16 protein-coding genes are annotated in these 19,969 nt (G+C 74.7%); 9 read left to right on the top strand and 7 right to left on the bottom strand.

What is annotated here, in order from left to right:
• Window positions 1-5 precede the first annotated feature (5 nt).
• The 4 genes from Bra3105_RS17475 to Bra3105_RS17460 are packed head-to-tail and all read left to right on the top strand — an operon-like array spanning window position 6 to window position 4,117.
• Window positions 6-620 carry a DUF4129 domain-containing protein gene (locus Bra3105_RS17475; RefSeq protein ID WP_228357938.1) on the top strand — a complete coding sequence of 205 codons (615 nt, stop codon included), beginning with the start codon at window positions 6-8 and terminating at the stop codon, window positions 618-620.
• On the top strand, window positions 617-1,819 hold the full coding sequence (locus tag Bra3105_RS17470) for a DUF4350 domain-containing protein (protein ID WP_228357937.1): 1,203 nt from the start codon (window positions 617-619) through the stop codon (window positions 1,817-1,819). The genes Bra3105_RS17475 and Bra3105_RS17470 overlap by 4 nt, the downstream gene beginning before the upstream one ends.
• Window positions 1,816-2,802 carry an AAA family ATPase gene (locus tag Bra3105_RS17465; RefSeq protein ID WP_228357936.1) on the top strand — a complete coding sequence of 329 codons (987 nt, stop codon included), beginning with the start codon at window positions 1,816-1,818 and terminating at the stop codon, window positions 2,800-2,802. Before Bra3105_RS17470 ends, Bra3105_RS17465 begins: the two co-directional genes overlap by 4 nt.
• Before the next feature lie 10 nt (window positions 2,803-2,812).
• Window positions 2,813-4,117: a DUF58 domain-containing protein gene (locus tag Bra3105_RS17460; RefSeq protein ID WP_323188834.1), complete on the top strand. Its 1,305-nt coding sequence runs from the start codon at window positions 2,813-2,815 to the stop codon at window positions 4,115-4,117.
• Between the two features lie 39 nt (window positions 4,118-4,156).
• Here the strand turns inward: Bra3105_RS17460 and Bra3105_RS17455 are convergent, their stop codons facing one another.
• Entirely contained in the window at window positions 4,157-5,152 is a 996-nt protein-coding gene (locus tag Bra3105_RS17455) for a stage II sporulation protein M (protein ID WP_228357935.1), read from the bottom strand.
• 116 nt (window positions 5,153-5,268) lie between these two features.
• On the opposite strand from Bra3105_RS17455, the gene Bra3105_RS17450 reads away from it, so the two are divergent.
• On the top strand, window positions 5,269-6,123 hold the full coding sequence (locus Bra3105_RS17450; protein ID WP_228357934.1) for an RDD family protein: 855 nt from the start codon (window positions 5,269-5,271) through the stop codon (window positions 6,121-6,123).
• Window positions 6,124-6,157: 34 nt separating this feature from the next.
• Here the strand turns inward: Bra3105_RS17450 and Bra3105_RS17445 are convergent, their stop codons facing one another.
• Both Bra3105_RS17445 and Bra3105_RS17440 read right to left on the bottom strand, forming a co-directional pair.
• Complete coding sequence (locus Bra3105_RS17445; protein WP_228357933.1) at window positions 6,158-7,801, bottom strand: phosphohexomutase domain-containing protein; 1,644 nt, start codon at window positions 7,799-7,801, stop codon at window positions 6,158-6,160.
• Window positions 7,794-8,162, bottom strand: a complete 369-nt coding sequence (locus Bra3105_RS17440) for a DUF3499 family protein (RefSeq protein ID WP_228357932.1) — start codon at window positions 8,160-8,162, stop codon at window positions 7,794-7,796. The genes Bra3105_RS17445 and Bra3105_RS17440 overlap by 8 nt, the downstream gene beginning before the upstream one ends.
• A 68-nt stretch (window positions 8,163-8,230) precedes the next feature.
• Between Bra3105_RS17440 and Bra3105_RS17435 the strand changes: the two genes are divergently transcribed.
• Entirely contained in the window at window positions 8,231-8,695 is a 465-nt protein-coding gene (locus Bra3105_RS17435) for a metallopeptidase family protein (protein WP_228357931.1), read from the top strand.
• Window positions 8,696-8,701: 6 nt separating this feature from the next.
• Here the strand turns inward: Bra3105_RS17435 and Bra3105_RS17430 are convergent, their stop codons facing one another.
• Genes Bra3105_RS17430 through Bra3105_RS17420 form a run of 3 tightly spaced genes read right to left on the bottom strand, consistent with a single transcriptional unit; the run spans window position 8,702 to window position 14,032 of the window.
• Complete coding sequence (locus tag Bra3105_RS17430) at window positions 8,702-10,285, bottom strand: DUF5719 family protein (protein WP_228357930.1); 1,584 nt, start codon at window positions 10,283-10,285, stop codon at window positions 8,702-8,704.
• Window positions 10,282-13,704: a hypothetical protein gene (locus tag Bra3105_RS17425; protein WP_228357929.1), complete on the bottom strand. Its 3,423-nt coding sequence runs from the start codon at window positions 13,702-13,704 to the stop codon at window positions 10,282-10,284. The genes Bra3105_RS17430 and Bra3105_RS17425 overlap by 4 nt, the downstream gene beginning before the upstream one ends.
• Before the next feature lie 28 nt (window positions 13,705-13,732).
• Window positions 13,733-14,032, bottom strand: a complete 300-nt coding sequence (locus Bra3105_RS17420) for a WhiB family transcriptional regulator (protein WP_152354387.1) — start codon at window positions 14,030-14,032, stop codon at window positions 13,733-13,735.
• A 164-nt stretch (window positions 14,033-14,196) separates the two neighbouring features.
• On the opposite strand from Bra3105_RS17420, the gene cofE reads away from it, so the two are divergent.
• The 3 genes from cofE (at window position 14,197) to Bra3105_RS17405 (ending at window position 17,827) form a co-directional block, all read left to right on the top strand.
• Window positions 14,197-15,339 (top strand): coenzyme F420-0:L-glutamate ligase, encoded by a 1,143-nt coding sequence (gene cofE / locus Bra3105_RS17415; RefSeq protein WP_228357928.1) that lies wholly within the window; start codon window positions 14,197-14,199, stop codon window positions 15,337-15,339.
• The gene (locus Bra3105_RS17410; protein ID WP_228357927.1) at window positions 15,336-16,040 is read left to right on the top strand and encodes a TIGR03089 family protein; all 705 of its coding nucleotides are present in this window, start codon (window positions 15,336-15,338) and stop codon (window positions 16,038-16,040) included. The genes cofE and Bra3105_RS17410 overlap by 4 nt, the downstream gene beginning before the upstream one ends.
• A gap of 185 nt (window positions 16,041-16,225) precedes the next feature.
• Entirely contained in the window at window positions 16,226-17,827 is a 1,602-nt protein-coding gene (locus tag Bra3105_RS17405) for an HNH endonuclease signature motif containing protein (RefSeq protein ID WP_228357926.1), read from the top strand.
• 7 nt (window positions 17,828-17,834) lie between these two features.
• Here the strand turns inward: Bra3105_RS17405 and Bra3105_RS17400 are convergent, their stop codons facing one another.
• Window positions 17,835-19,952: a glycosyltransferase gene (locus Bra3105_RS17400; RefSeq protein WP_323188833.1), complete on the bottom strand. Its 2,118-nt coding sequence runs from the start codon at window positions 19,950-19,952 to the stop codon at window positions 17,835-17,837.
• Between the last annotated feature and the right edge of the window lie 17 nt (window positions 19,953-19,969).

Here is a 19,969-nt window from a genome sequence, read left to right as displayed (position 1 = left end):
CGAGCGTGGATCCCGATGAGGCGCGCCGCAAGGTCCTCGAGGAGCTCGCGCGCGGCGAGTACCACCGCGACCAGGGCTTCCTCCCCCGGCTCCTGGGGATGCTCGAGGACTGGCTGGACTCCCTGACCGGCGGCGCGGGCGGCGCCTCCACGGTGCTCATCGTCGTGCTCGCGGTCCTCGTCCTGCTCGTGGCGCTCTCGCTCCTCGCGGTGCTGCGCCGCAGCGGGCGGATGCGGCGCGACACCGCCCTCAGAGTCTCCTCGCGCCTGGACGCGGATCCCGTGCTGAGCGGGCAGGAGCTGCGCCGACGGGCCCGTGCCGCGGCCGACGAGCACCGCCCCGGCGATGCGGCGGTGCTGGGCATGCGCGCGCTCGTGCGCGACCTCCAGGAGCGCACCCTTCTCGACCTCGCCGAGGGCATGACCGCGCACGAGGCGGCCGACGAGGCCTCCCGGGCCTTCCCCGACGTGCGCACGCGCCTGCTGCGCGCCGCCCAGGTCTTCGACACCGCCGCCTACTCCCGTCATCAGGTCGATGCCAAGAGCGCCGAGGACGTGGTGCGCCTGGCCGAGTACCTCGCCGAGGCCGCCCCGCAGCTGCGGGAGACGGAGTCCGCATGACGGCTCCGACCACCTCCGCCGCCGCACCGGCCGCACCCGCCGCTCCCGAGCGGACCGGGCCGCGCGCCTCCACGCGCGTGCTCACGGTCGCGCTCGCCCTCGTGGTGCTCGCAGCGGTGCTCGTCGTCGCCCTGCGCGGCACCTTCCGCGACGGCCCCCTCGAGCCCGCCGCGCCCACGCCCCAGGGCTCGAAGGCCGTGGCCCGCGTCCTCGAGCGCGAGGGCACGGACCTCGAGGTCCGCCGGTACACGACCGACGCCGCGCAGGCCCTCGCCGAGGGCCGTACGGTGCTGGTCACCGACCCCTCGGCGCTCGACGCCGCCCAGCTCGACCGCCTGGCCGAGGCCCGCGCGAGCGGCCACGGGCACCTGGTGCTCGTGCGCCCGAGCTTCTTCGTCCTCGCGCACCTGGCCCCGGACATCCGTCCCGCCGGGTCGCTGAAGGAGACCACGAGCCTGGGGGCCGACGACTCCTGCGCGGCGGCGTCCCTGCACGCCCGCGAGATCCGCGTGGGTCCCGCGGAGGACGTCGCGAAGAGCGCGACCCTCTACCGCGCGGGGGACGGCTTCGATGCGTGCTTCCGCCATGGCGACGGCGCGGCCGTGGTCACCGGGGAGGGCGTCACGGTGCTGGGCTCGGCGACGCTGCTGACCAACGCGGGAGTGGGGGACCTCGACAACGCGGCGGTCGCCCTGAACGCCCTCGGCGGGGACGACGGCGCCTCCGCCCTCACCTGGTACGTCCCCTCGCCCACGGACCCCCTCGCCGAGGAGCACCCCTCGCTCCTGGACCGGCTGCCGGACTTCGCGCTGCCGCTGGCGCTGTGGGCGTGCGCGATCATCCTCGCCGTCCTCCTCGCCCTCTCGCGCCGGCTCGGCCCGGTGGTCGTCGAGCCCCTGCCCGTGAGCGTGCGCGCCCGCGAGCTGACCGTGGGCCGGGCCCACCTGCTGCATCGGGCCGATGCGCGCGACGCCGCGGCCCGCTCGCTGCGGGCGCGGACCGCCGTGCGTCTGGCCTCCCGGCTCGGCGTGCGCCGCGAGGGCCGCCTGGACGCGCTGATCGCGGCCCTCGCGCCCCATACCTCTCTCGCGCCCGAGCAGCTGCGGACGCTGCTGGGCCCCACCCCCGTGCGCAGCGACCAGGAGCTGCTGCGCCTGAGCGAAGACCTCGACGCCCTCGAGAAGGAGATCGACCGATGAGCGCAGTCCCCGATCAGCCGACGCCGCCCGCGCCCGAGAGCCCGCGCGAGCGCCTGCGCGCCCTGAGCGACGAGATCCACAAGGCGGTGGTGGGCCAGGACGCGGCCGTCACCAGCCTGGTGGTCGCGCTGCTGTGCCGCGGCCACGTGCTCCTCGAGGGCGTGCCGGGCGTCGCCAAGACCCTGCTGGTGCGCTCCCTCGCCGAGGCGCTCGACGTGGACATGCGCCGCGTCCAGTTCACGCCGGACATGATGCCGGGCGACGTCACCGGCTCCCTGGTCTACGACAACTCGACCTCGGACCTCGTCTTCCGCGAGGGCCCCGTGTTCACGAACCTGCTGCTGGCCGACGAGATCAACCGCACGCCCCCGAAGACCCAGTCGGCGCTGCTCGAGGCGATGGAGGAGCGGCAGGTGACGATCGACGGCCGGCCGCGCGCGCTCCCGGATCCGTTCATGGTGGTCGCCACGCAGAACCCCATCGAGTTCGACGGCACCTACGCCCTGCCCGAGGCGCAGCTGGACCGCTTCCTCCTCAAGGCCGTGCTGCCGCTGCCCGAGCGCGAGCAGGAGGTGGACGTGCTGCGCCGCCACGCGGAGGGCTTCGACACCCGGGACCTCGCCGCGGCGGGGCTGCGCACCGTCGCCGATCCCGCCTCCCTGCGCGCCGCCCAGGAGGAGGTGCGCCAGGTGCGCGCCGAGCAGAGCGTCCTCGAGTACGTGGTGGACGTGTGCCGCGCGACCCGGCGCTCCCCGAGCCTGTCCCTCGGCGTCTCCCCGCGCGGGGCGATCGCACTGCTGCGCACGGCGAGCGCCTGGGCGTACCTCACCGGCCGCGACTTCGTGACGCCCGACGACGTGAAGACCATGGGCCCTGCGACCCTCTCCCACCGGGTGCGCCTGACCACCGAGGCCGAGCTCGAGGGCTCGCAGGTGCAGGCGGTGCTCGCCGCGACGCTGGCCGGCGTGCCGGTCCCCCGCTGAGGAGCCGGACGTGAGGGACCTGCCCGCCCTGAGGCTGCGCGGCGCCCTGCTGGGCGTCGTCGGCGCGCTGCCGATCGTGCTCGTCCCGCACTGGGCGACCGTGCTGGTGTGCGCCCTCGTGTGGGTCGCGCTGCTGGTGCTCGACCTCCTGCTCACGCCGTCGCCCAAGACCCTGCTGGTGCGGCGCCGCTCCCCCGGGCAGGTGCGTCTCGGGGAGGAGGGCACGGGCCGCCTGCTGGTGACGAACCCCGGCGACCGCGGCGTCGACGTCCGCCTGCGCGACGCCTGGAACCCGACGGCCGGACTCGCCGACCAGCGCGCAGAGCTCACGATCCCCGCGCGGGAGCGCCGGGCCGTGGACCAGATGTTCCGCCCCACCCGGCGCGGCCGGCACACGAGCCGCGCGCTCGTGCTCGCCGTGCGCGGCAGGCTGGGTCTGATCGAGCGCCGCGGGACGCGGCAGGTGCCCGGGGAGCTGCTGGCCCTGCACGCCTTCGGCTCGCGCCGACACCTGCCCTCGCGCATGCGCCGCCTGCGGGAGATCGAGGGCCTCGCGGCCGTCCACCAGCGCGGCCAGGGCACGGAGTTCGACTCCCTGCGGGACTTCGTGGACGGCGACGACGTGCGCTCGATCGACTGGCGGGCGACCGCCCGCCGCCGCAGCGTCGTGGTGCGCACCTGGCGGCCCGAGCGCGACCGTCACGTACTGATCGTCGAGGACACCTCGCGGACGTCCGCGGGCCGCGTGGGCGACGCCCCGCGGCTGGACTCCGCGCTCGATGCCACGCTGCTGCTCACGGCGCTCGCCGCGCAGGCCGGCGATCGGGTGGACGTGCTGTGCGCCGACCGCGTCCCGCACGTGCAGGTGCACGGCGGCAACCCCCGCACGGTGCTGCACGACGTGGTCGCGGCGACCGCCCCGGTCGAGCCGGCCCTCGTCGAGACCGACTGGGAGATGGTGGCCTCGGAGATCCGCCGACGGGCCCGCCGCGGAGCCCTCGTCGTCCTGCTCACGCCGATCGAGCCGGGAGCGGCGGGCCAGGGACTGCTTCCCGTCGCCTCCCGCATCGCCGCCGATCATCCGCTGATCGTCGGCTCCGCGGCGGACCCGGCGCTCACGAGCATGGCGCGCGAGCGCGGGAGCATCGGCGCTGTCTACCGTGCCGCGTCGGCCGAGCAGGAGACCATCGAGCGCGAGGGCACGGCACGTGCGCTCGAGCGCTGCGGGGCGCATGTCGTGGACGTCGTCCCCGACGACCTCCCCCAGGCGATCGCCGATCAGTACCTCGCCCTCAAGGCCGCCGGCCGGCTCTGAGCCGTTCGCCGTTCGCCGTTCGCCGGTCGCCGGCGGCGCTCAGGCGGCGACGGCCACCTGATCCCCCACGACCTCCTCGGGGAGGTCGCCGGTGATCCCGGCGCGGGCGACCCGGCGCCCGCGGACGATCATCACCGCGAGGAACGCGGCCCAGGCGAGCACGCCGATGCCGATGCGCACGGCGGCGGGGAGGGAGCTGGGAGTCACGAAGGCCTCGATCAGCCCGGAGACCAGCAGCACGGCCACGAGCCCCACGCCCACGGTGATCATCGCGCGGGCCGCGCGGGCGAGCGCCCACGTGCGCGGCAGCGGCCCGGGGTGCACCCACGCCCAGAACAGGCGCAGACCGGCGCCCGCGCCCACGCAGATCGCCGTGAGCTCGAGCAGCCCGTGCGGCAGCAGGTACACCAGCAGCGTGCCCAGGTGGCCGTGCGCGGCGAGGACCCCGCCCGAGAGCCCGATGTTCAGTCCGTTGTTCAGCAGCATCCACGCCGGCCACACGCCGGTCACGCCGAGGACCACCGACTGCAGGGCGATCCAGGCGTTGTTCGTCCATACGCTCGCCGCGAAGCCGCTGGCCTCGCCCTGGAAGTAGTAGCCGACGAAGTCGTGCTGGGCGAGCCGGCGCTGCTCGGCCTCGGTGAGCACGGCGGAGCGGGCCGACGGGTCCAGGCCGAACCACAAGCCGGACACCAGCGCGGTCACGAGCAGCAGCGCGGCGCATCCGGCGACCCACCAGCGGGCCTCGTGCAGGGCCGCGGGCAGGTCCTCCCAGAGCAGGTCGCGCACGCGCCGCCACAGAGGGACCCGCGCCCCGGTGATCCGCAGCCGCGCGCGCTGCAGCAGCACGGACAGGCGCGCGGTGAGCACCGGATCTGGGTTCGTCGAGCGCACCGTGGACAGGTGGGTCGCGGTGCGCCGGTACAGCGCGATCAGCTCGTCGATGCCCGCGGCGTCCAGATCGCGGGTGCGGGTGAGCACCGCGAGGCGGTCCCAGTCCTCGCGGTGCACGGCGATGAAGGCGTCGGTGTCCACCTCGCCAGCGTAGGCGAGGCGCGCGGAGCGCACGTGCGACGAAAGTCGAGGCGCCGCGGTGCGCTCGTCGACCACCGGGTGAGGCCGTTCGCGCGCGCCGATGGGAGACTGGGCGCATGTCCACGGCAGCGGGTCCGACGAACGGGAGCGCCCCGAGCGCCTCGCGCGATGCGATCGTCACCGGCGAGGCCGTCCACCTGGACCTGCGCCCCGCCTCCTTCGCGACCCGCCTGCTGTCCTATCTGATCGACGGCGCCGTCATGCTCGCCCTGAGCATCGGGTCGACGGTGGGCGTCGTCGCGCTCGCCTCCCGCACGGGGCTGGACTCCGGCTTCGTGCAGGCCGCCCTGGTCCTCGCGAGCGTGCTCGCCTTCCTCGGCTACCCTGTGCTCACCGAGCTGCTGATGGGCGGGCGCAGCCTGGGCCGCCTGGCGACGGGCACGCGCGTGGTGCGCGAGGACGGAGGCCCGGTGCATGCGCGCCAGAGCCTGCTGCGGGCCCTCATGGCGATGCTCGAGATCTGGTCGACGACGGGTGCGATCGCCCTGGTCACGGCGCTCGTCGACCGGCGCTCGCGGCGGCTCGGCGACATACTCGCCGGCACCATGGTGATCCAGGAGCGCATGCGCGCCCCGCGTCCGGTGCGCGAGCGGATGCCCGAAGAGCTCAGTGCCTGGGCGGCGGGGGCAGACGTGGGCCGCCTGCCGCTGCCGCTGCTGCAGGACGTGCGCTCGTTCCTGCCCCGCGCGCACGCGCTGAATCCGGATTCGCGCCGCGAGATCGCCCGCGATCTGCTGCAGCGCACCATGCCCTCGGTGACGCCCGCGCCGCCGCCCGGGACCGATCCCGAGATGTTCCTGCGGGCCGTGCTCGCCGAGCGCTCCCGACGCGACGAGGAGAAGCTGCGCGCCGCCGCGGAGCGCGAGCGCGAGCTCGCGGCGGACGTGCGTGTGGTGCCCTTCGCGCAGTAGCGTTCGCCGCGCTGCAGGGAGGGGCGCGCAGCGGTCAGTCGCGCCCGGCGATGAGCACGGGGATGCCGCCGCGGATGCGGTACTCGTGCCCCTGCTCGGTGCAGCGCAGCACGTCGGCCGCGCCGTCCTCCGCACCATCCTGCGAGACGGCGTCGGAGAGCTCCGCCCCGCACTGGGGGCAGCGCAGGACCCGGCGCAGCCACGCCGGCCCGTCGAATCCGGCCTCGCTGCTCATCGCGTCCCCGCCCCCGCTCTCGTCCTCGCGCACCGTGTCGTCGCCCGTGCCCTCGTCGATCATCGCGAGCACCTCGTCGCGCACGGCGCGCATGGTCCCCTCGTCGGCAGCCTCGACGTTCAGCCGCAGCGCCTGCTGGGTGTTGGAGGAGCGCAGGGAGAACCACCACTGCACCCCCTCCGCGTCCCAGTGCCGCACGGTCAGCCCGTCGAGCTCGTCGATCTCGACGCCCTCGAGCGGGGCGAAGGCCGCACGGACCGCCTCGCGCATCGCGGCGGCGGATGCGGGACGGCGATTGATCTCCCCGCTCGCGGCATAGGGCGTGTGCCCTGCGACCAGCGCGGACATGCTCGATCCGCTCTCCGCGAGCGCCGCGAGCACGTGCAGGGCCGCGAGCATGCCGGAGTCGGCGCGGAAGAACTCGCGGAAGTAGTAGTGGGCGGAGTGCTCGCCGCCGAACACGGCGTCCTCGCGCTCCATGATCGCCTTGATGAGCGAGTGCCCGACGGGGGTCACCAGGAAGCGCCCGCCCGCGGCCTCGACGGTCTCGGCGACGTGCCGGGAGGAGACGACGTTCGCGACCACCGTCGGGGACTCCTCGCCCCGGGCGCGCGCCCGGGCGATCTCCCGTGCGGCGATCAGCGCGGTCACGGCCGAGGGCGGCACCGGGGCGCCGGTCTCGTCGACCACGGTGCAGCGGTCCGCGTCGCCGTCGAAGGCGAGCCCCAGGTCGGCGTCCTCCTCGCGCACGCGCGCGGCCAGATCGGCGAGGTTCGCGGGGTCCGTCGGATCGGCGGGATGGTGCGGGAACGAGCCGTCGAGCTCGAGGTGCAGACCGATCATCTCGACGCCGGGCAGGTGGGCGGCCACGGCGGGCATCGTCAGCCCGGCCATCCCGTTGCCGGCGTCGACGACCACCCTGAGCGCCCGCGTCCCCGGCACGGGGGCGAGCCGCAGCACGGTCGCGACGTAGTCCTCGAGGGTGTCGAGCTCCTGCAGCCGGCCGCCGGGGATCTCGGGGATCTCCCCGGCGTCGAGCAGCTCCTCGGCGCGCATGCGGAGGCCGTCGAGGCCGGTGTCGCGGCTGATGGGGCGCGCGCCGGGCAGGCACAGCTTGATGCCGTTGTCCTGCCCGGGGTTGTGGGAGGCGGTGATCATGGCGCCCGCCGCCCGGTAGAGGCCGGAGGCGCAGTACAGCTGGTCGGTCGCGCTCAGCCCGGCGAGGCCGACCGTGGCTCCGCGGCGCACCGCGCCCTCGGCGAAGGCACGGGCGAGCTGAGGGGAGCTCAGGCGCATGTCGTGGCCGAGGATCAGGTCCTTGGCCTCGAGGCTGTCGGCGAACGCGGCGCCGAAGGCGCGCACGACGTCCTCGTCCAGGGTCTTCCCGGCGACGCCGCGCACGTCATTGGCCAGGACGATCGGGCGCAGATCGTGATCAGTCATCGCTCGACCTCACCACGTGCAGGTGGCGCTCGGCGGGACGCGGCTCGGGGCGGCCGTTCGCGCGCGCGGCGTCGCGGTCGACGGGCGGGGCGCCGGCGGCGTCCTCCGTCTCGTGCGCGTCGAGCGCGGCGGCGAGCGCGACGAGGTCGTCGACGGCGTCGGCGCTGCCCGCGACCCGCAGCATGGTCCAGCCGCGCGGCGGCGTCATCCGCGACGCGTGCTCCTCGCAGAGGTCGTAGGCGTGGGGGTCGGCGGTGCGGGCGAGCGGTCCCACCACGAGCGTCGAGTCCTCGTACACGAAGGTCAGGGAGCTGACGGCGGGGCGGGTGCAGCCGGTCTTCGAGCAGTCGCGATGAGGCACGCCCTCGAGTGTACGCAGTGGGCGAGCCGGGCCGCGGCCCGCGACACGAGCGCGTTAGAGTGCGATGCATGACGGGTCAGCGAGTTCTCGGCGGCGCCTCGGGCCCGGTGGGCCGCTCGCGCGGACGGCGTCGTGACCGGCACGGACGCGGACTGCGCGGTGACCTGTTGCCGCCCCACCTGCCCGGTCATCTCTCCCGCCGCGAGCTCTTCGAGGACACCGTGCTCGACGCGGCTCGCGCGCTCGTGGAGCGATACCCGCGGCGCCTCGAGCATCTCGAGGTCGCGGTCGAGGAGGTCCCGCTGACGGATCCTGCGCCGTGGGAGGAGAGCGCCGTCGCACTCGGCCGGGCGTTCCCCGCGGACCGCGACCACCCGCCGCGCGTGGTGCTGTTCCGTCGGCCGATCCAGACCCGCTGCTCCCTGCCCGGCGATCTCGAGCTGCTGGTGCGCCAGGTCCTGGCCGACCAGATCGCCTCCCTGCTGCACCTGGACCCCGAGGACGTGGACCCCGAGGCCTGGGGCGAGGACTGAAGCCCCTCAGCCCAGTCGCACCGTCGTCCCCGAGCCGCCGGTCGCGGCGGGAATCACGGGGACCGAGGTCAGCAGGGGCCCGGCCTTCGCGTTCGCCTCGGTCTGGATCCAGGCGGCGTGGACCGCATCGGGATCGTCGGGGACCACGACGAGCCCGGCGATGCCGCCCTTCGTGCCCGTGAGGTCTCCCGCGGGGACGTCGGTCGCGCTGTCGCCGGCGAGGTCGAGCTCGACGCTCTTCCCCGCGCCGCCGTCGGCCCCGACGGGGATGACGGTGACGTGGGTGTCGTCGGTCGCGGCCAGGGAGAGGGCGCCGTGGGCGCCGTCGGTCGGGAGGGCGATCACCCCGGAGTCGCGCAGCGCCGGGGCGGGCTGGGCGACGGCGAGGTCCGAGGGCTTCCCGATCGTCTTGCCGAGCTTCTTCTCGGACTGGACGTGCGAGCGGACCACGGCGCTCACCTTCTGGTCGGAGTCAGCGGTGATCGCGAGGTCGCCGTCGACGCCCTCGACGGGCACCGTGGTGACCGATCCCGCGGGCACGGTGACCTCGTCGCCGAGCCCGGGCAGATCCACCGCGCCCTTGGCGTCCTGGGCGGCGAGCTGCACGTGCGCGTCCGCGCCGGACTCGTTCATCAGCACCACCTGGGCCTTCGTGCCCTTGCCGATGCGCACGCCGGGGATCACGGAGCTGCGGGAGGCCTCCGGGAGGTCGGAGAGGATCTCGCCTCCCAGCGGGGTGAGCCCGTCGCGCTCGGTGTCCTGGAGGGACATCGCCAGCGGCGCGCCGACGGTGCTCACGCTCACACCGATCACGTCCTGGTCGGGGACGATCGACTCGAGCAGCACGCGCTCCTCCTTGCCCGGGGCCACCACGACCTGGGAGCGGCCGCCCATGTCGGCGGGGCCGTCGGCCGTCCAGACCTGGATGGAGGCGGTCGCGGGCCGGTCGGTGGTGCTGCGCAGCAGCAGGGAGGCGCTCGCGCCGCTCGCGGTGGAGGCGCCGAGGAAGCTCGCCTGGGTGGAGGCGCCGGTGCAGCGGGTCGCGCTGAGGGAGCGGAAGTCGCCCGCGTCGGTCGTCGTGGTCTGCACGGCATCCGCGACGACCTGCTGATCCTGCGATCCGCGCACCGTGACCTGCGGGCCGTTCGAGATCGAGGAGATGGTCTGGGCGCTCGCGCCCAGGTCGCCCGTCGCGGTGTCGATGCCGAGGTCCTCGCCCGCGGCATCGGCGGCGCTGATCGACGGCGCGAGCGGGTTGCCGTCGGCGTCCTGCCTCGTGCTGGAGGCGGCGACGCGGCCGAAGAGCAGCGAGGAGTCCGCATCCAGGCCCAGGCTGCGCACACCCACGCGTCCGTTCGGCCCGCTCGAGGAGAGCTTCTTGTCCCCCGTGCTCCCCTGCAGCTCCTTCGGGACCTGGACGGGCCCGGGGCAGACGAGCGCGGCGGCGCTCGGCGAGGCCGTGGTCTCGGCGCGCTCGACCGAGCGGTCCGGGGACCCGCCGGCCAGAGGGCCGACGAGCGCTCCGGCGCCGAGCACGAGGATCGGCACCACGCTCGCGAGGGCCAGTGCGGGCCGCATCGATCGGGTCACAGGGCACCACTCTCCTGGCTCTCCTGCCAGGGCTCCTCGCCCCGACGGCGGCCGGGGCCGGCCCGCCAGGGCACGGCGACCACGGCGGTGATCAGCACGGTCAGCGCGAGCACGATCGCGAGCACCAGGCGCCAGGGATCCTGGCGGTGGATCTCGAGGTGCCCCGAGGCGCCGGCGGGGACGGTGAAGCCCTGGGCCCAGCCGTCGACGGTGACGGGCGCGAGCGCCTCGCCGTCGAGCGTGGCCTCCCAGCCGCCCTCACGGCGCTCCGAGAGCACCACGGTGCGCTCGCCCTGGGCTGCGGCCACCTCGCCCTCGGCGTCGATCACGCCGCTCGCGACGGTGGTCTCGTCGTCGGCCGACGGGTTCTCCCCCGCCGGGCGGATCACGACGCGGGCTCCCGCATCGACGACGCGCCACATGCCGCCGCTGCTGCCCTCGGTGACCTTCTCGAGCTGCGGGGAGGAGTCGAGGGCGTCCGTGAGGGCCGGCGCGTCCTGCGAGGACCCGGGCACGACGACGTAGCCGACGCCGAGGGTGCGCAGGCGCACGGGATCGCTCGCGGCGTCGGCCGTGAGCAGCTCGCCGGTGGCCTCGCGCAGCGCGGTCGAGGCGGGATCCTGGTCGACGGCGGCGCCCGAGCCCGCCGCGGCGAGGGTGCGCGCGGCGATGGTGCCGGAGTCCTGCTGGGCGGTGGGCCCACCGTCCACGACGAGGTGGGCATCGACCGAGTCGTCGTCGCCCTGGGAGAGCACGAGGACGCGTCCGCGCGCCTCGGAGGTCCCGAGGTCGCTCGCGGCCTGCGGCACCTCGTCGCTCTGCGTGCGGTGCACCTGCAGCGCGTCGGGCAGGCCGAGGGTCCAACCGATCGTGGCGACGAGGCAGCAGGCGGCGACGAGACCGGCGATCGCGACGGTCGCCGCGCGGCGCGCGCCGGATTCGCGGCCGCTGCGGCGCGCCAGGGCGTCGCAGGTCGCCGCGCAGCCCACGAGGAGGGCGAGAAGGGCGAGGCTGAGCACGCCGCCGATCGGTGCGCTCAGCAGCTTCTCGTCACCGACCTCGGTGGGCACGGCGTGGGCCAGCAGGGCCGTCGCCATGGCGAGAGCGGCGAGTACGATCGCGAGCCGCCCCGCGCGGCCCGCGTCGGCCTGCTGGAAGGGGGCGAGCAGCGCGCCCAGCAGCACCGGGGCCATCAGCAGCACGGGCGGCGCGCCTGCCGCGGACGCGCCGAGAAGCCCCTCGAGCGCCGTCCAGGAGGGTGCGGGCGCGGGCCACAGGGCGAGCAGCTCGAGCCCCGAGGGGGCCTCGGCGGAGGCGGGGACGCCGGCGACGTGCAGCAGCGCGGACGGGTGGGCGATGAAGACGCCGAGGTAGGGCAGCTGCAGGGCGAGCGAGGGCACCAGCACCCAGATGAGGCGCCGCCGCCTGCCCGGCACGAAGGCCGCGAGCAGGGCGAGGGCGAGGCCGACGAGGATCACGAGCACGGGCTGCACGGCGCCGATCACGAGCAGCACGAGCCCCGCGGCGGCGGCCGCGGAGACGCTCGCCTGGGAGACCTTGTGGACCAGTCCGATGGCCCGGCCCACCGCGAGGGCGAGCAGGGGCAGCAGCAGGTGGACGAGCACGAGCGGCCAGGCGCCGGAGCCCAGGGAGGCGAGGAGGGGCGGGCCGACGGCCCAGGCCACGGCCAGGGCGAGGCGGGCGCCGACGGCGCGGGTGAGGGCGCCGGCGGCCCACCAGGCGCCCATCGCGGCCAGCGGCACCGCGAGGACGAGCAGCGCGCCGAGCGCGCTCTCGGGCAGAGGGAGCGGGGCGATCAGGCGCAGCAGGGCGTCGCCCGGTCCGCGCGCGCCCAGTCCCCCGTCGCCGCCGGGCACCCAGCTCGACCAGGCGATCTGCGTGCGCTCTCGCCAGTCGTCCGCGAGGGTCTGCAGCTGCGGGCCCTCGAGGTGGCCGCGCGCGAGCAGCGGACGCGCGCCCACGATCCCGGCGACCAGCGCGAGCGCCGCGAGGATGATCGTCCACACGCCGTGCCGGCCGAAGTCCGCGTCGTCGGAGCCGTGGGTGGTGCCGGCGATCCCCCACGTGGTGCGGCGGATGCGGCGGGCGCGCTCGTCGTCGGCGAACACACGCGTCCAGATCGCCTCGAGGCGGCGGCGCAGCGCCTCGGTGCGCGGCAGGTACAGGGGCGCGAGGCGCCGCCGGGGCGCGAGCGCCCTGCGGGAGGCCCGCGCGCCGCGGGCGATGACGCCGGGAGCGCGCCGGTATGCGGCGAGGGTCCCACGCAGCTCGGCGAGCGCGAGACAGGGCGACTGGGCGGCGACCTGCCCGAGCATCCGCGCCAGGGTCCCGAGCGGCATGCTCAGCAGGAGGGTGAGCACGACGCCCAGCAGCGGGCGGTGCTTGAGCAGCAGGAGCATCTGCCCGCGCCGGTGCTCGCGCAGCAGGTCGGGGGCGGGAGCCTCGCGATGCGGGGTCAGCACGCGCGCGTCGGGAGCGACCTCGACGCGCTCCCCGCCACGCCAGACCCTCTGGCCGAGGTCGATCTCGGCGAAGGGCGAGCCGAGCGCGGGGTCGGTGCCGCCGAGCCGCGCGAGGGTGCTCTCGCGCACGAGCAGACCGGGAAGGGCGACGCCGAGCACGTCGTGGCGCCAGTCGGACTGCCCCTGATCGATCTCGCCGGGCTCCACGCCGGTGACGATCCGGCCGCTGTGGGTGAGAGTGAGACCCACGTCCACGAGCACGTCGGCGTCGTCGGCCGTCGGGCGGGAGGTGCTCTCGCCCGGGGTCTCGTCCGTGGCGTCGTCGTCCTCGTTGGACTCCGCGGGGCGCAGGCGCTTGGAGCCGATGAGGGCGGCCGTGGGCGAGGCCTCGGCGGCGTCCACGAGGGCGCGCAGGGAGGCGCGACCGGGCAGCGCGTCCTCCGTGAGCAGCCAGAACCAGCTCTCGGAGTCGGCGGAGGCGCGGCGCCTGCCCGCCGAGGGAGCGGCGATCGCCGCGCCGCCCTCGCGCAGGCGGGTCGGGATCTGCGCGGTCTCCTCGGCCTCGCGCACGAGTCCGCGCTCGTGCGCATCGCGGTCGATGGGGCGCATGTGACCGCCCGCGCGTGGGGCGGCCTCGGAGACGTCCCGCTGCTGGACGTTCGTGAGCACCCCGCTGGACAGGGACGTCATGATCTCCCGGACCGCGCTCGCGAGTCCCGCGCCGGCGGGGATCCGCAGCACCTCGTCGATCGCTCCCTCGTCGGCGAACGCGGCGACCTGTGCCTCGCGCTCCTCGCCGAGCTGCCCGCGGGCGATCACCGCGACGCGATCGGCCGCCCTCTCCTGGGCGGAGAGAGCGGCGAGGGCGGTCGAGAGGGATTCGGGGTCGTCGCGTCCGCCGAGCAGGAGGACGGCGGTGACGTCGCGCGAGGTCACAGGCGGCGGGCCGGGTTCGCGGGGCCGGTCAGACGGCGCGGCGCTTGAGCTTGCGGCGCTCGCGCTCGGAGAGACCGCCCCAGATGCCGAAGCGCTCGTCGTTCTCGAGGGCGTACTCGAGGCACTCGGCGCGCACCTCGCAGGAGACGCACACCTTCTTCGCCTCGCGCGTGGACCCGCCCTTCTCGGGGAAGAAGGCCTCGGGGTCCGTCTGGGCGCACAGTGCGCGCTCCTGCCACGAGACCTCGGCCTCTTCGCCGTCGGCCACCAGCTGTAGGAGGGAGAATTCCTCCGACTGCGCATCATCCTCGTCGCGCGTGCGTTCCATCGGCACAGTTCCTTCCTCAGGGGGACGCTTCACGTCGTGAGGCCGCTCCATGGCGACCGACGGGGTTCGGGACGAGGCGGGGGGAGCCGCCGGGATACAGCCTAAAATACACCCGTGTAACTCGGCCCCGTCAAGCCGGTGCACGCCCGCGACCAGGAGATGCGATGACCACGACCCCTCCCGCCGAGCCCGTGGGGCCCGCCCAGCCGTCCGCTTCGTCCGGTCTCCGCGTGCTGCCGGTGGTCGGACTCGGCGAGGTCCGTGCGGGTGACGACGTCGCCGCGCTCCTGCTCGGCGCGCTCGAGGCCTCCGGGGTCGCCCTCTCCGACGACGACGTGCTGTGCGTGTCCACCAAGATCATCTCGAAGACCAGGGGTCTTGTCATCCCCGCCGAGGGCAAGCAGGAGGCGATCGCGGAGCAGACCGTGCGCCTCGTCGCCCGCCGACGCCACGTGCGCACCACCACCTCGATCGTCGAGGTCCCGGCGGGCCCGGTGATGGCCGCCGCAGGCATCGACGGCTCGAACTCCCCCGGCGGCCTCCTGCTCCTGCCCGGGGACCCGGACACCGAGGCGGAGGAGCTGCGCGCGGCGCTCGTGCGCGCCACGGGCAGGCGCCTCGGGGTGGTGCTCTCGGACACCTCCTCACGCATCTGGCGGGTGGGCGTCGGCGACATCGCGCTCGGCGCGGCGGGGCTGCGCGCGCTCGAGGACCTGCGCGGGAGCACCGATGCCGACGGCCGTCCCCTCCACGTCACCGTGCGCGCGCTGGCCGACGAGATCTCCGCGGCGGCGGACCTCGTCAAGGGCAAGGCCAGCGGTGTGCCGGCGGTCGTCGTCCGCGGCCTCGGAGGCGTCGTCGTCGATCCGGCCGACGCCGTCCCCGCGCGCGCCCTCAGCCGCACCGGGGAGGACGACTGGTTCCGCCGTCCGAGCCTCGAGTCCGTCTGGCAGGCCCTCGGCATCGCGGCCGAGGACGAGCCCGTCGCGGCGATGGACCCGGAGTCCGACGCTCTGCGCCTGCACCGGGCGATCGAGATCGCGCGCACTCCTGCACGGACGGCTCCCCGTCCGTTCCCCTCCACGTCCACCACGCCCTCCCCCGCGCCGATCCTCGAGGACGAGGGACCCGGGCCGACGGGGCGGCTCGCGCTGGTGGTGCGCCCGCACGACGACCGGGGAGCGTCCTGGGCGGCCGCCGGCGAGTTCGCGGAGCGCCTGCGCACCGCGATCGGGGCCGAGTCCATCGCCCGCGATCTTCCCGTCGACGTGCGCGTCGAGGGCCCCCGCGCGAGGATGGAGCCATGACCTCCGCCTCGTCCCCTCTCCCGCTCCCCTCCCTCCAGGCGCTGCTCTCCTCCCTCGAGGCGCTCGGCCCACGGCCCGCCCTGGTCTGGTACGGGGAGCAGAGTCGGATCGAGCTCTCGGGACACGTGCTGGCGAACTGGGTGATCAAGACCGTGGGCCACCTCGACGCCGAGGTCATGCTCGAGCGCGACGACCTCGTGCTGCTCGACCTCCCGCCGCACTGGAAGCGGCTCGTGCTCGCCCTCGCCGCCTGGGGTCTGGGCGCACGCGTCGCGATCGGCGACGGCCCGGGCTCCGACCCGGCGCTCCCCGCCGACGCCGAGGTGCGCGTGCTGGCCACGGACCGCCCCGGCTCCGCGGCGCGCGCCGACGACGCCGACGAGGTCCTCGCCCTGGATGCACGCTCCCTCTCGCTGCGCTTCGACGGCGAGCTGCCGCCGCTCGTCCACGACTGGGCCCAGGAGGTCCGCGCGCACCCGGATCACCTCTCGGTGCCGCTCGGACCCTGGGCGGGGCCCGAGCCCTCGCCGCTGCCGACCTCCCTCATCGAGGCCTCGGGATCCCGTCTCCTGGTCGCGGCCGACGGTCTCGCCGACCCGTCCGCCCTGCTCGCGGCACTGCTCGACGGCCGCGGGATCGTCGGCCCGGCGGAGTCGGTCACGCCGCACCAGGCGCAGCAGGAGGACGCGCGCGAGGCGTAGTCGCCTCCGCCCCCTCCCTCGCCGTCGGGGCCCGCCGTTCCTCCCCACTCCCCCGTCGTCCACATCCTCCGCATGCCTGTCCGGAATGTCCCACCCTCGTGATGTGCTGAGGTCTGGTCGTCCCGCGGGGCCTGCGTGGTTCCCGGTCGGGACGGCGATCGACGGACGGCGACGAGGGGGTCGTGATGAGCACGGTGATGGAGGGACCGCCCGCAGCGAGCAGCGCTGAGAGCGGCGGGAGCGGTGGCACGGTGCCGCCCGAGGACGGCCCCCGCCTGCTCGACGACGCGGAGGCCGAGGAGCTCGCGACCCGGATCCAGGCGCATGCCGCGCACGTCGCGGAGGCCGAGTGCGCGCTGCTGGACCTCATCGGCGAGTTCGACGCGGGCGAGGGGACCCGCTGGTACGTGGGCGTGAAGTCGCTCGCGCACTGGCTGGGTTGGACGTGCTCGATGACGCCCGGCACCGCCCGCGAGCACGTGCGGGTCGCCCGGGCGCTGCGCGGGATGCCGCCGACCCACGAGGAGTTCGCCCGGGGCCGCCTGTCCTTCTCCAAGGTGCGGGAGATGACCCGCGTGGCGGGCCTCGTCGACGAGGAGACGCTGGTGCTGCTCGCGCGGGAGATGACGGCCGCGCAGCTCGCCTCTGCGCTGCGCGCGTACCGGGCCGCGGAGGGCACGCGGCTCCCGCAGGAAGCCCGCCGCGAGGCCTCGTGGCGGATGCGGGAGGACGGGATGATCGAGGTCCGCGCGGTCCTGCCCGCCGAGGTGGGCGCGGAGGTCGCCGCGGCGCTCGACCTCGCGACGCAGCGCGAGCAGGACGCAGGCGACGTTCCCGCGGACGCCGAACAGGATGTCCCGCCGATCATCGAGCAGACCCGGGCCGACGCCCTCGTCGACATGGCCCGCGCCTACCTCGACACGACGCCCTCCGACCGCAGCGGCGAGGACCGGCATCTCGTCGTCGTCCATGCGACACCGGACACGCTGGTGTCCGGGGACCCTCGGGGATCGGAACCGCACGAGGGGTCCGTCGGACCAGACCGCTCGGAGCCCACTCGGGATCTGACAGTCCTGGCAGTCGGTGACGTTCCCGCGGGAACGCCTGCGACAGACGCCGGTACGCATTCAGCCACCCGCCCCGATGCGTCCGCCGCGTCCCCTCCCCTCCGGAACCGCTGCGAGATCGTGGGTGCGGGGCCCCTCGAGGCCGCCACGGCGCAGCGGCTTGCCTGCACAGGGCTGATCGCCCTGCTGGTCACCGGTGAGAACGGCGAGATCCTGCACCTGGGACGCACTCGCCGTCTCGCATCCCGCGCACAGCGCCGCGCCCTGCGCGTCGCCCAGCGCACGTGCGGCTTCCCGGGCTGCCATCAGACGAGGCACCTCGACGCCCACCACCTCGCGCCCTGGTCGAGCGGCGGCGGCACGGACATCGAGAACCTCGTGCTGCTGTGCCGGCGCCATCACGTGCTCGTCCACGAGGGCGGGCTGATGATCCGGCCGGCGCGATCATCTGCGCCGCATGCGCCGACCGACGGTCCGCGCGTCGACGTGCTCGACTCCACGGGGACGCCCGTCCAGGCGTACTGGCCGCACGTGCTCGAGCAGGCGGTCATCGTCCCGCTGGAGCCGGAGCACCCTCTCGTGCGGGACGGCGAGAGCGGTCCGCGCTACCAGTGGGGCGAGGGGGACACGAGGATCGCGCCGACGACCGCCGGCTTCGGATTCCGTCTGCGGGACGTCGTCGACGCGCTGTACGAGTCCGACCCCGACCCCGACGAGTGAACGGCCCTCAGGCGACGGACTCGCTCGCCGACCCCGAATCGTTTCCCGTCTCCGGCTTCTTCTCCTGTGCGTCCTGCGCCCTCACGGGAGCGGGGTTCGCGGCGAAGGTCCTCTCCCAGGCCTCGAAGGAGGTGAGCTCCGCGGCGGCCCGACGGTACTGACGACGCAGGTCGTTCCAGTGGCGGTAGAGGTCCGCATGGGTGCGCAGGCTGCGGGTGAGCATCTCCCGCACGTGATCGGGCCGGCGCTTGTACCAGGCGAGCTTCGTGCCGTCGGCGTTGGAGACCACGGCGCTGTCGTAGTGGCTGAGCGTCCACCACTTCGCATCCAGGTGCGGGATCTCGGCCTGCGGGTGCAGCCGCGAGGTCTCGCGCGGCGGAGCGAACATCTGCCGGGCCATCGTGCGCGCGGCCCACAGCGGCAGCCGGGAGCGGCGCGGCGGCGCGAATTCACGGCCCTTGCGCGGGGGCTTGGCCATGCGCACGGCCGGGAACTGCTGGGCGTCGGTGAGCGTCGCGGAATCGTCGTACTGCTTGGCCATCGCGCGCAGCTCGGGCAGCTTGGTCCCGATCTGGTCGTGCAGGCCGTCGGGCCCGCGCAGCACGTCCTCCTGCGCCATCAGCCGCGCGGACTCGGTGTAGTACTGCATGGAGATCATGTGCTTGAAGTCGATGCTCTGCGACTCGGTGATCACATGGCCGCCGCGCTCGTAGACCGAGTGCAGGAGCGCGGTGATGATGCGGTTGCGCTCGTGGAAGTAGACCTGCCAGTCCAGGGCATCGCTCTTGTCGGTCCAGGTGATGTGCCAGACCGCGGCGCCGGGCAGGGACACCGTCGGGTAGCCGGCGGCCTTCGCGCGGAGCCCGTACTCGGCGTCGTCCCACTTGATGAACACGGGCAGGCTGAGGCCGATCGCGCGCACCGTCTCGGTGGGGATCAGGCAGGTCCACCAGCCGTTGTAGTCGACGTCGGCGCGGCGGTGCAGCCACGGCGTCGAGCGCAGCGGCTCGAAGCCGAAGTCGTGGCCGAGGCGTCCGCCGGGGCTGACCACGCGCGGCTGGATCGCCCACGGGTCGACGCCCTCGCCGAAGGCGTGCAGCACCGAGCGGTTGTTCAGGTCGAACATGTGGGCGCCCACGAGCATGGGCGTGGTCGTGAAGTCCGCGAAGGTCAGCATGCGCAGCAGCGACTCGGGCTCGATGTCGATGTCGTCGTCGCAGTTGATGACGTAGGTCGAGCGCCCGTTGGTCGCCGCCTCGTACATGCCGCGCGAGAAGCCGCCGGAGCCGCCGATGTTGCCCTGCCCGATGATCTGCAGCTGCTCGCCCATCGCCGCCTGCAGCGGCGCGAGCTCCTCGTGGTCGCTGAGACGGTCGGACCCCTGGTCGACGACGTACATGGCGTCCAGCCGCTCGCGCAGGTCGTCGTCGCGGCTGATCAGGCCGATGTTGTCCAGGCAGTAGGACACCTTGTTCATCGTGGTCATGCCGATGGAGAAGGTGCCCTCGGTGCGGGCAAGGTCGGCGTCGGCGGTCCACTGGGCATTCACGACGGCGACGGGGTCCGCCCCCGCGATCACGTCGAACCAGTACCAGCCGCCGTCGCCGAAGGCCGTCAGCGGCAGCTCGAAGACCGATTCCGTGTTCTCGCGCACCGTGCGGAACTCGTGGCGCTGGATCGCTCCGCGCGCGTTCGAGCGGTAGACGATGACCTGACCGCTGCCGGAGGTGCTCACCGTGAGCCGCACGGAGCGCACGGGCGTCCAGCGCCGCCAGTAGCCGGCGGGGAAGGCGTTGAAGTAGGTGCCGAACGAGCGCACCGAGTGCGGGCCGACCTCGATGCTGTGGCGCGCGCTGAGCTCGTCGACGTCCGTGGTCGGGTTCTCCGCGCTGGGGGCGGCGGCCTCGTGGGTCTCCTCCTCCTCGCCGCCGAGGCCGAAGGAGGCCGTCGAGATGCCCGAGCGGGCCGTGTGGGACTCGACGTAGAGGGGCACGATGTCCGGCGTCGGCACGAGCGGCATGATGAGCCGCTGGATCACGCGCTGCGGGGTCGACGGGGTGTTCGTGCCGTCGGCCTCCTCCGCGGAGGAGGGCATGGCTGTCGCAGGGGTGCTGGTGATGCTCACTGTGGGGGTCCTCCCGG

Origin of the sequence: Brachybacterium halotolerans subsp. kimchii, assembly GCF_020792675.1 — a bacterium.
Classification (GTDB): domain Bacteria; phylum Actinomycetota; class Actinomycetes; order Actinomycetales; family Dermabacteraceae; genus Brachybacterium; species Brachybacterium halotolerans.
This window is presented reverse-complemented; position numbering and strand designations above follow the sequence as displayed.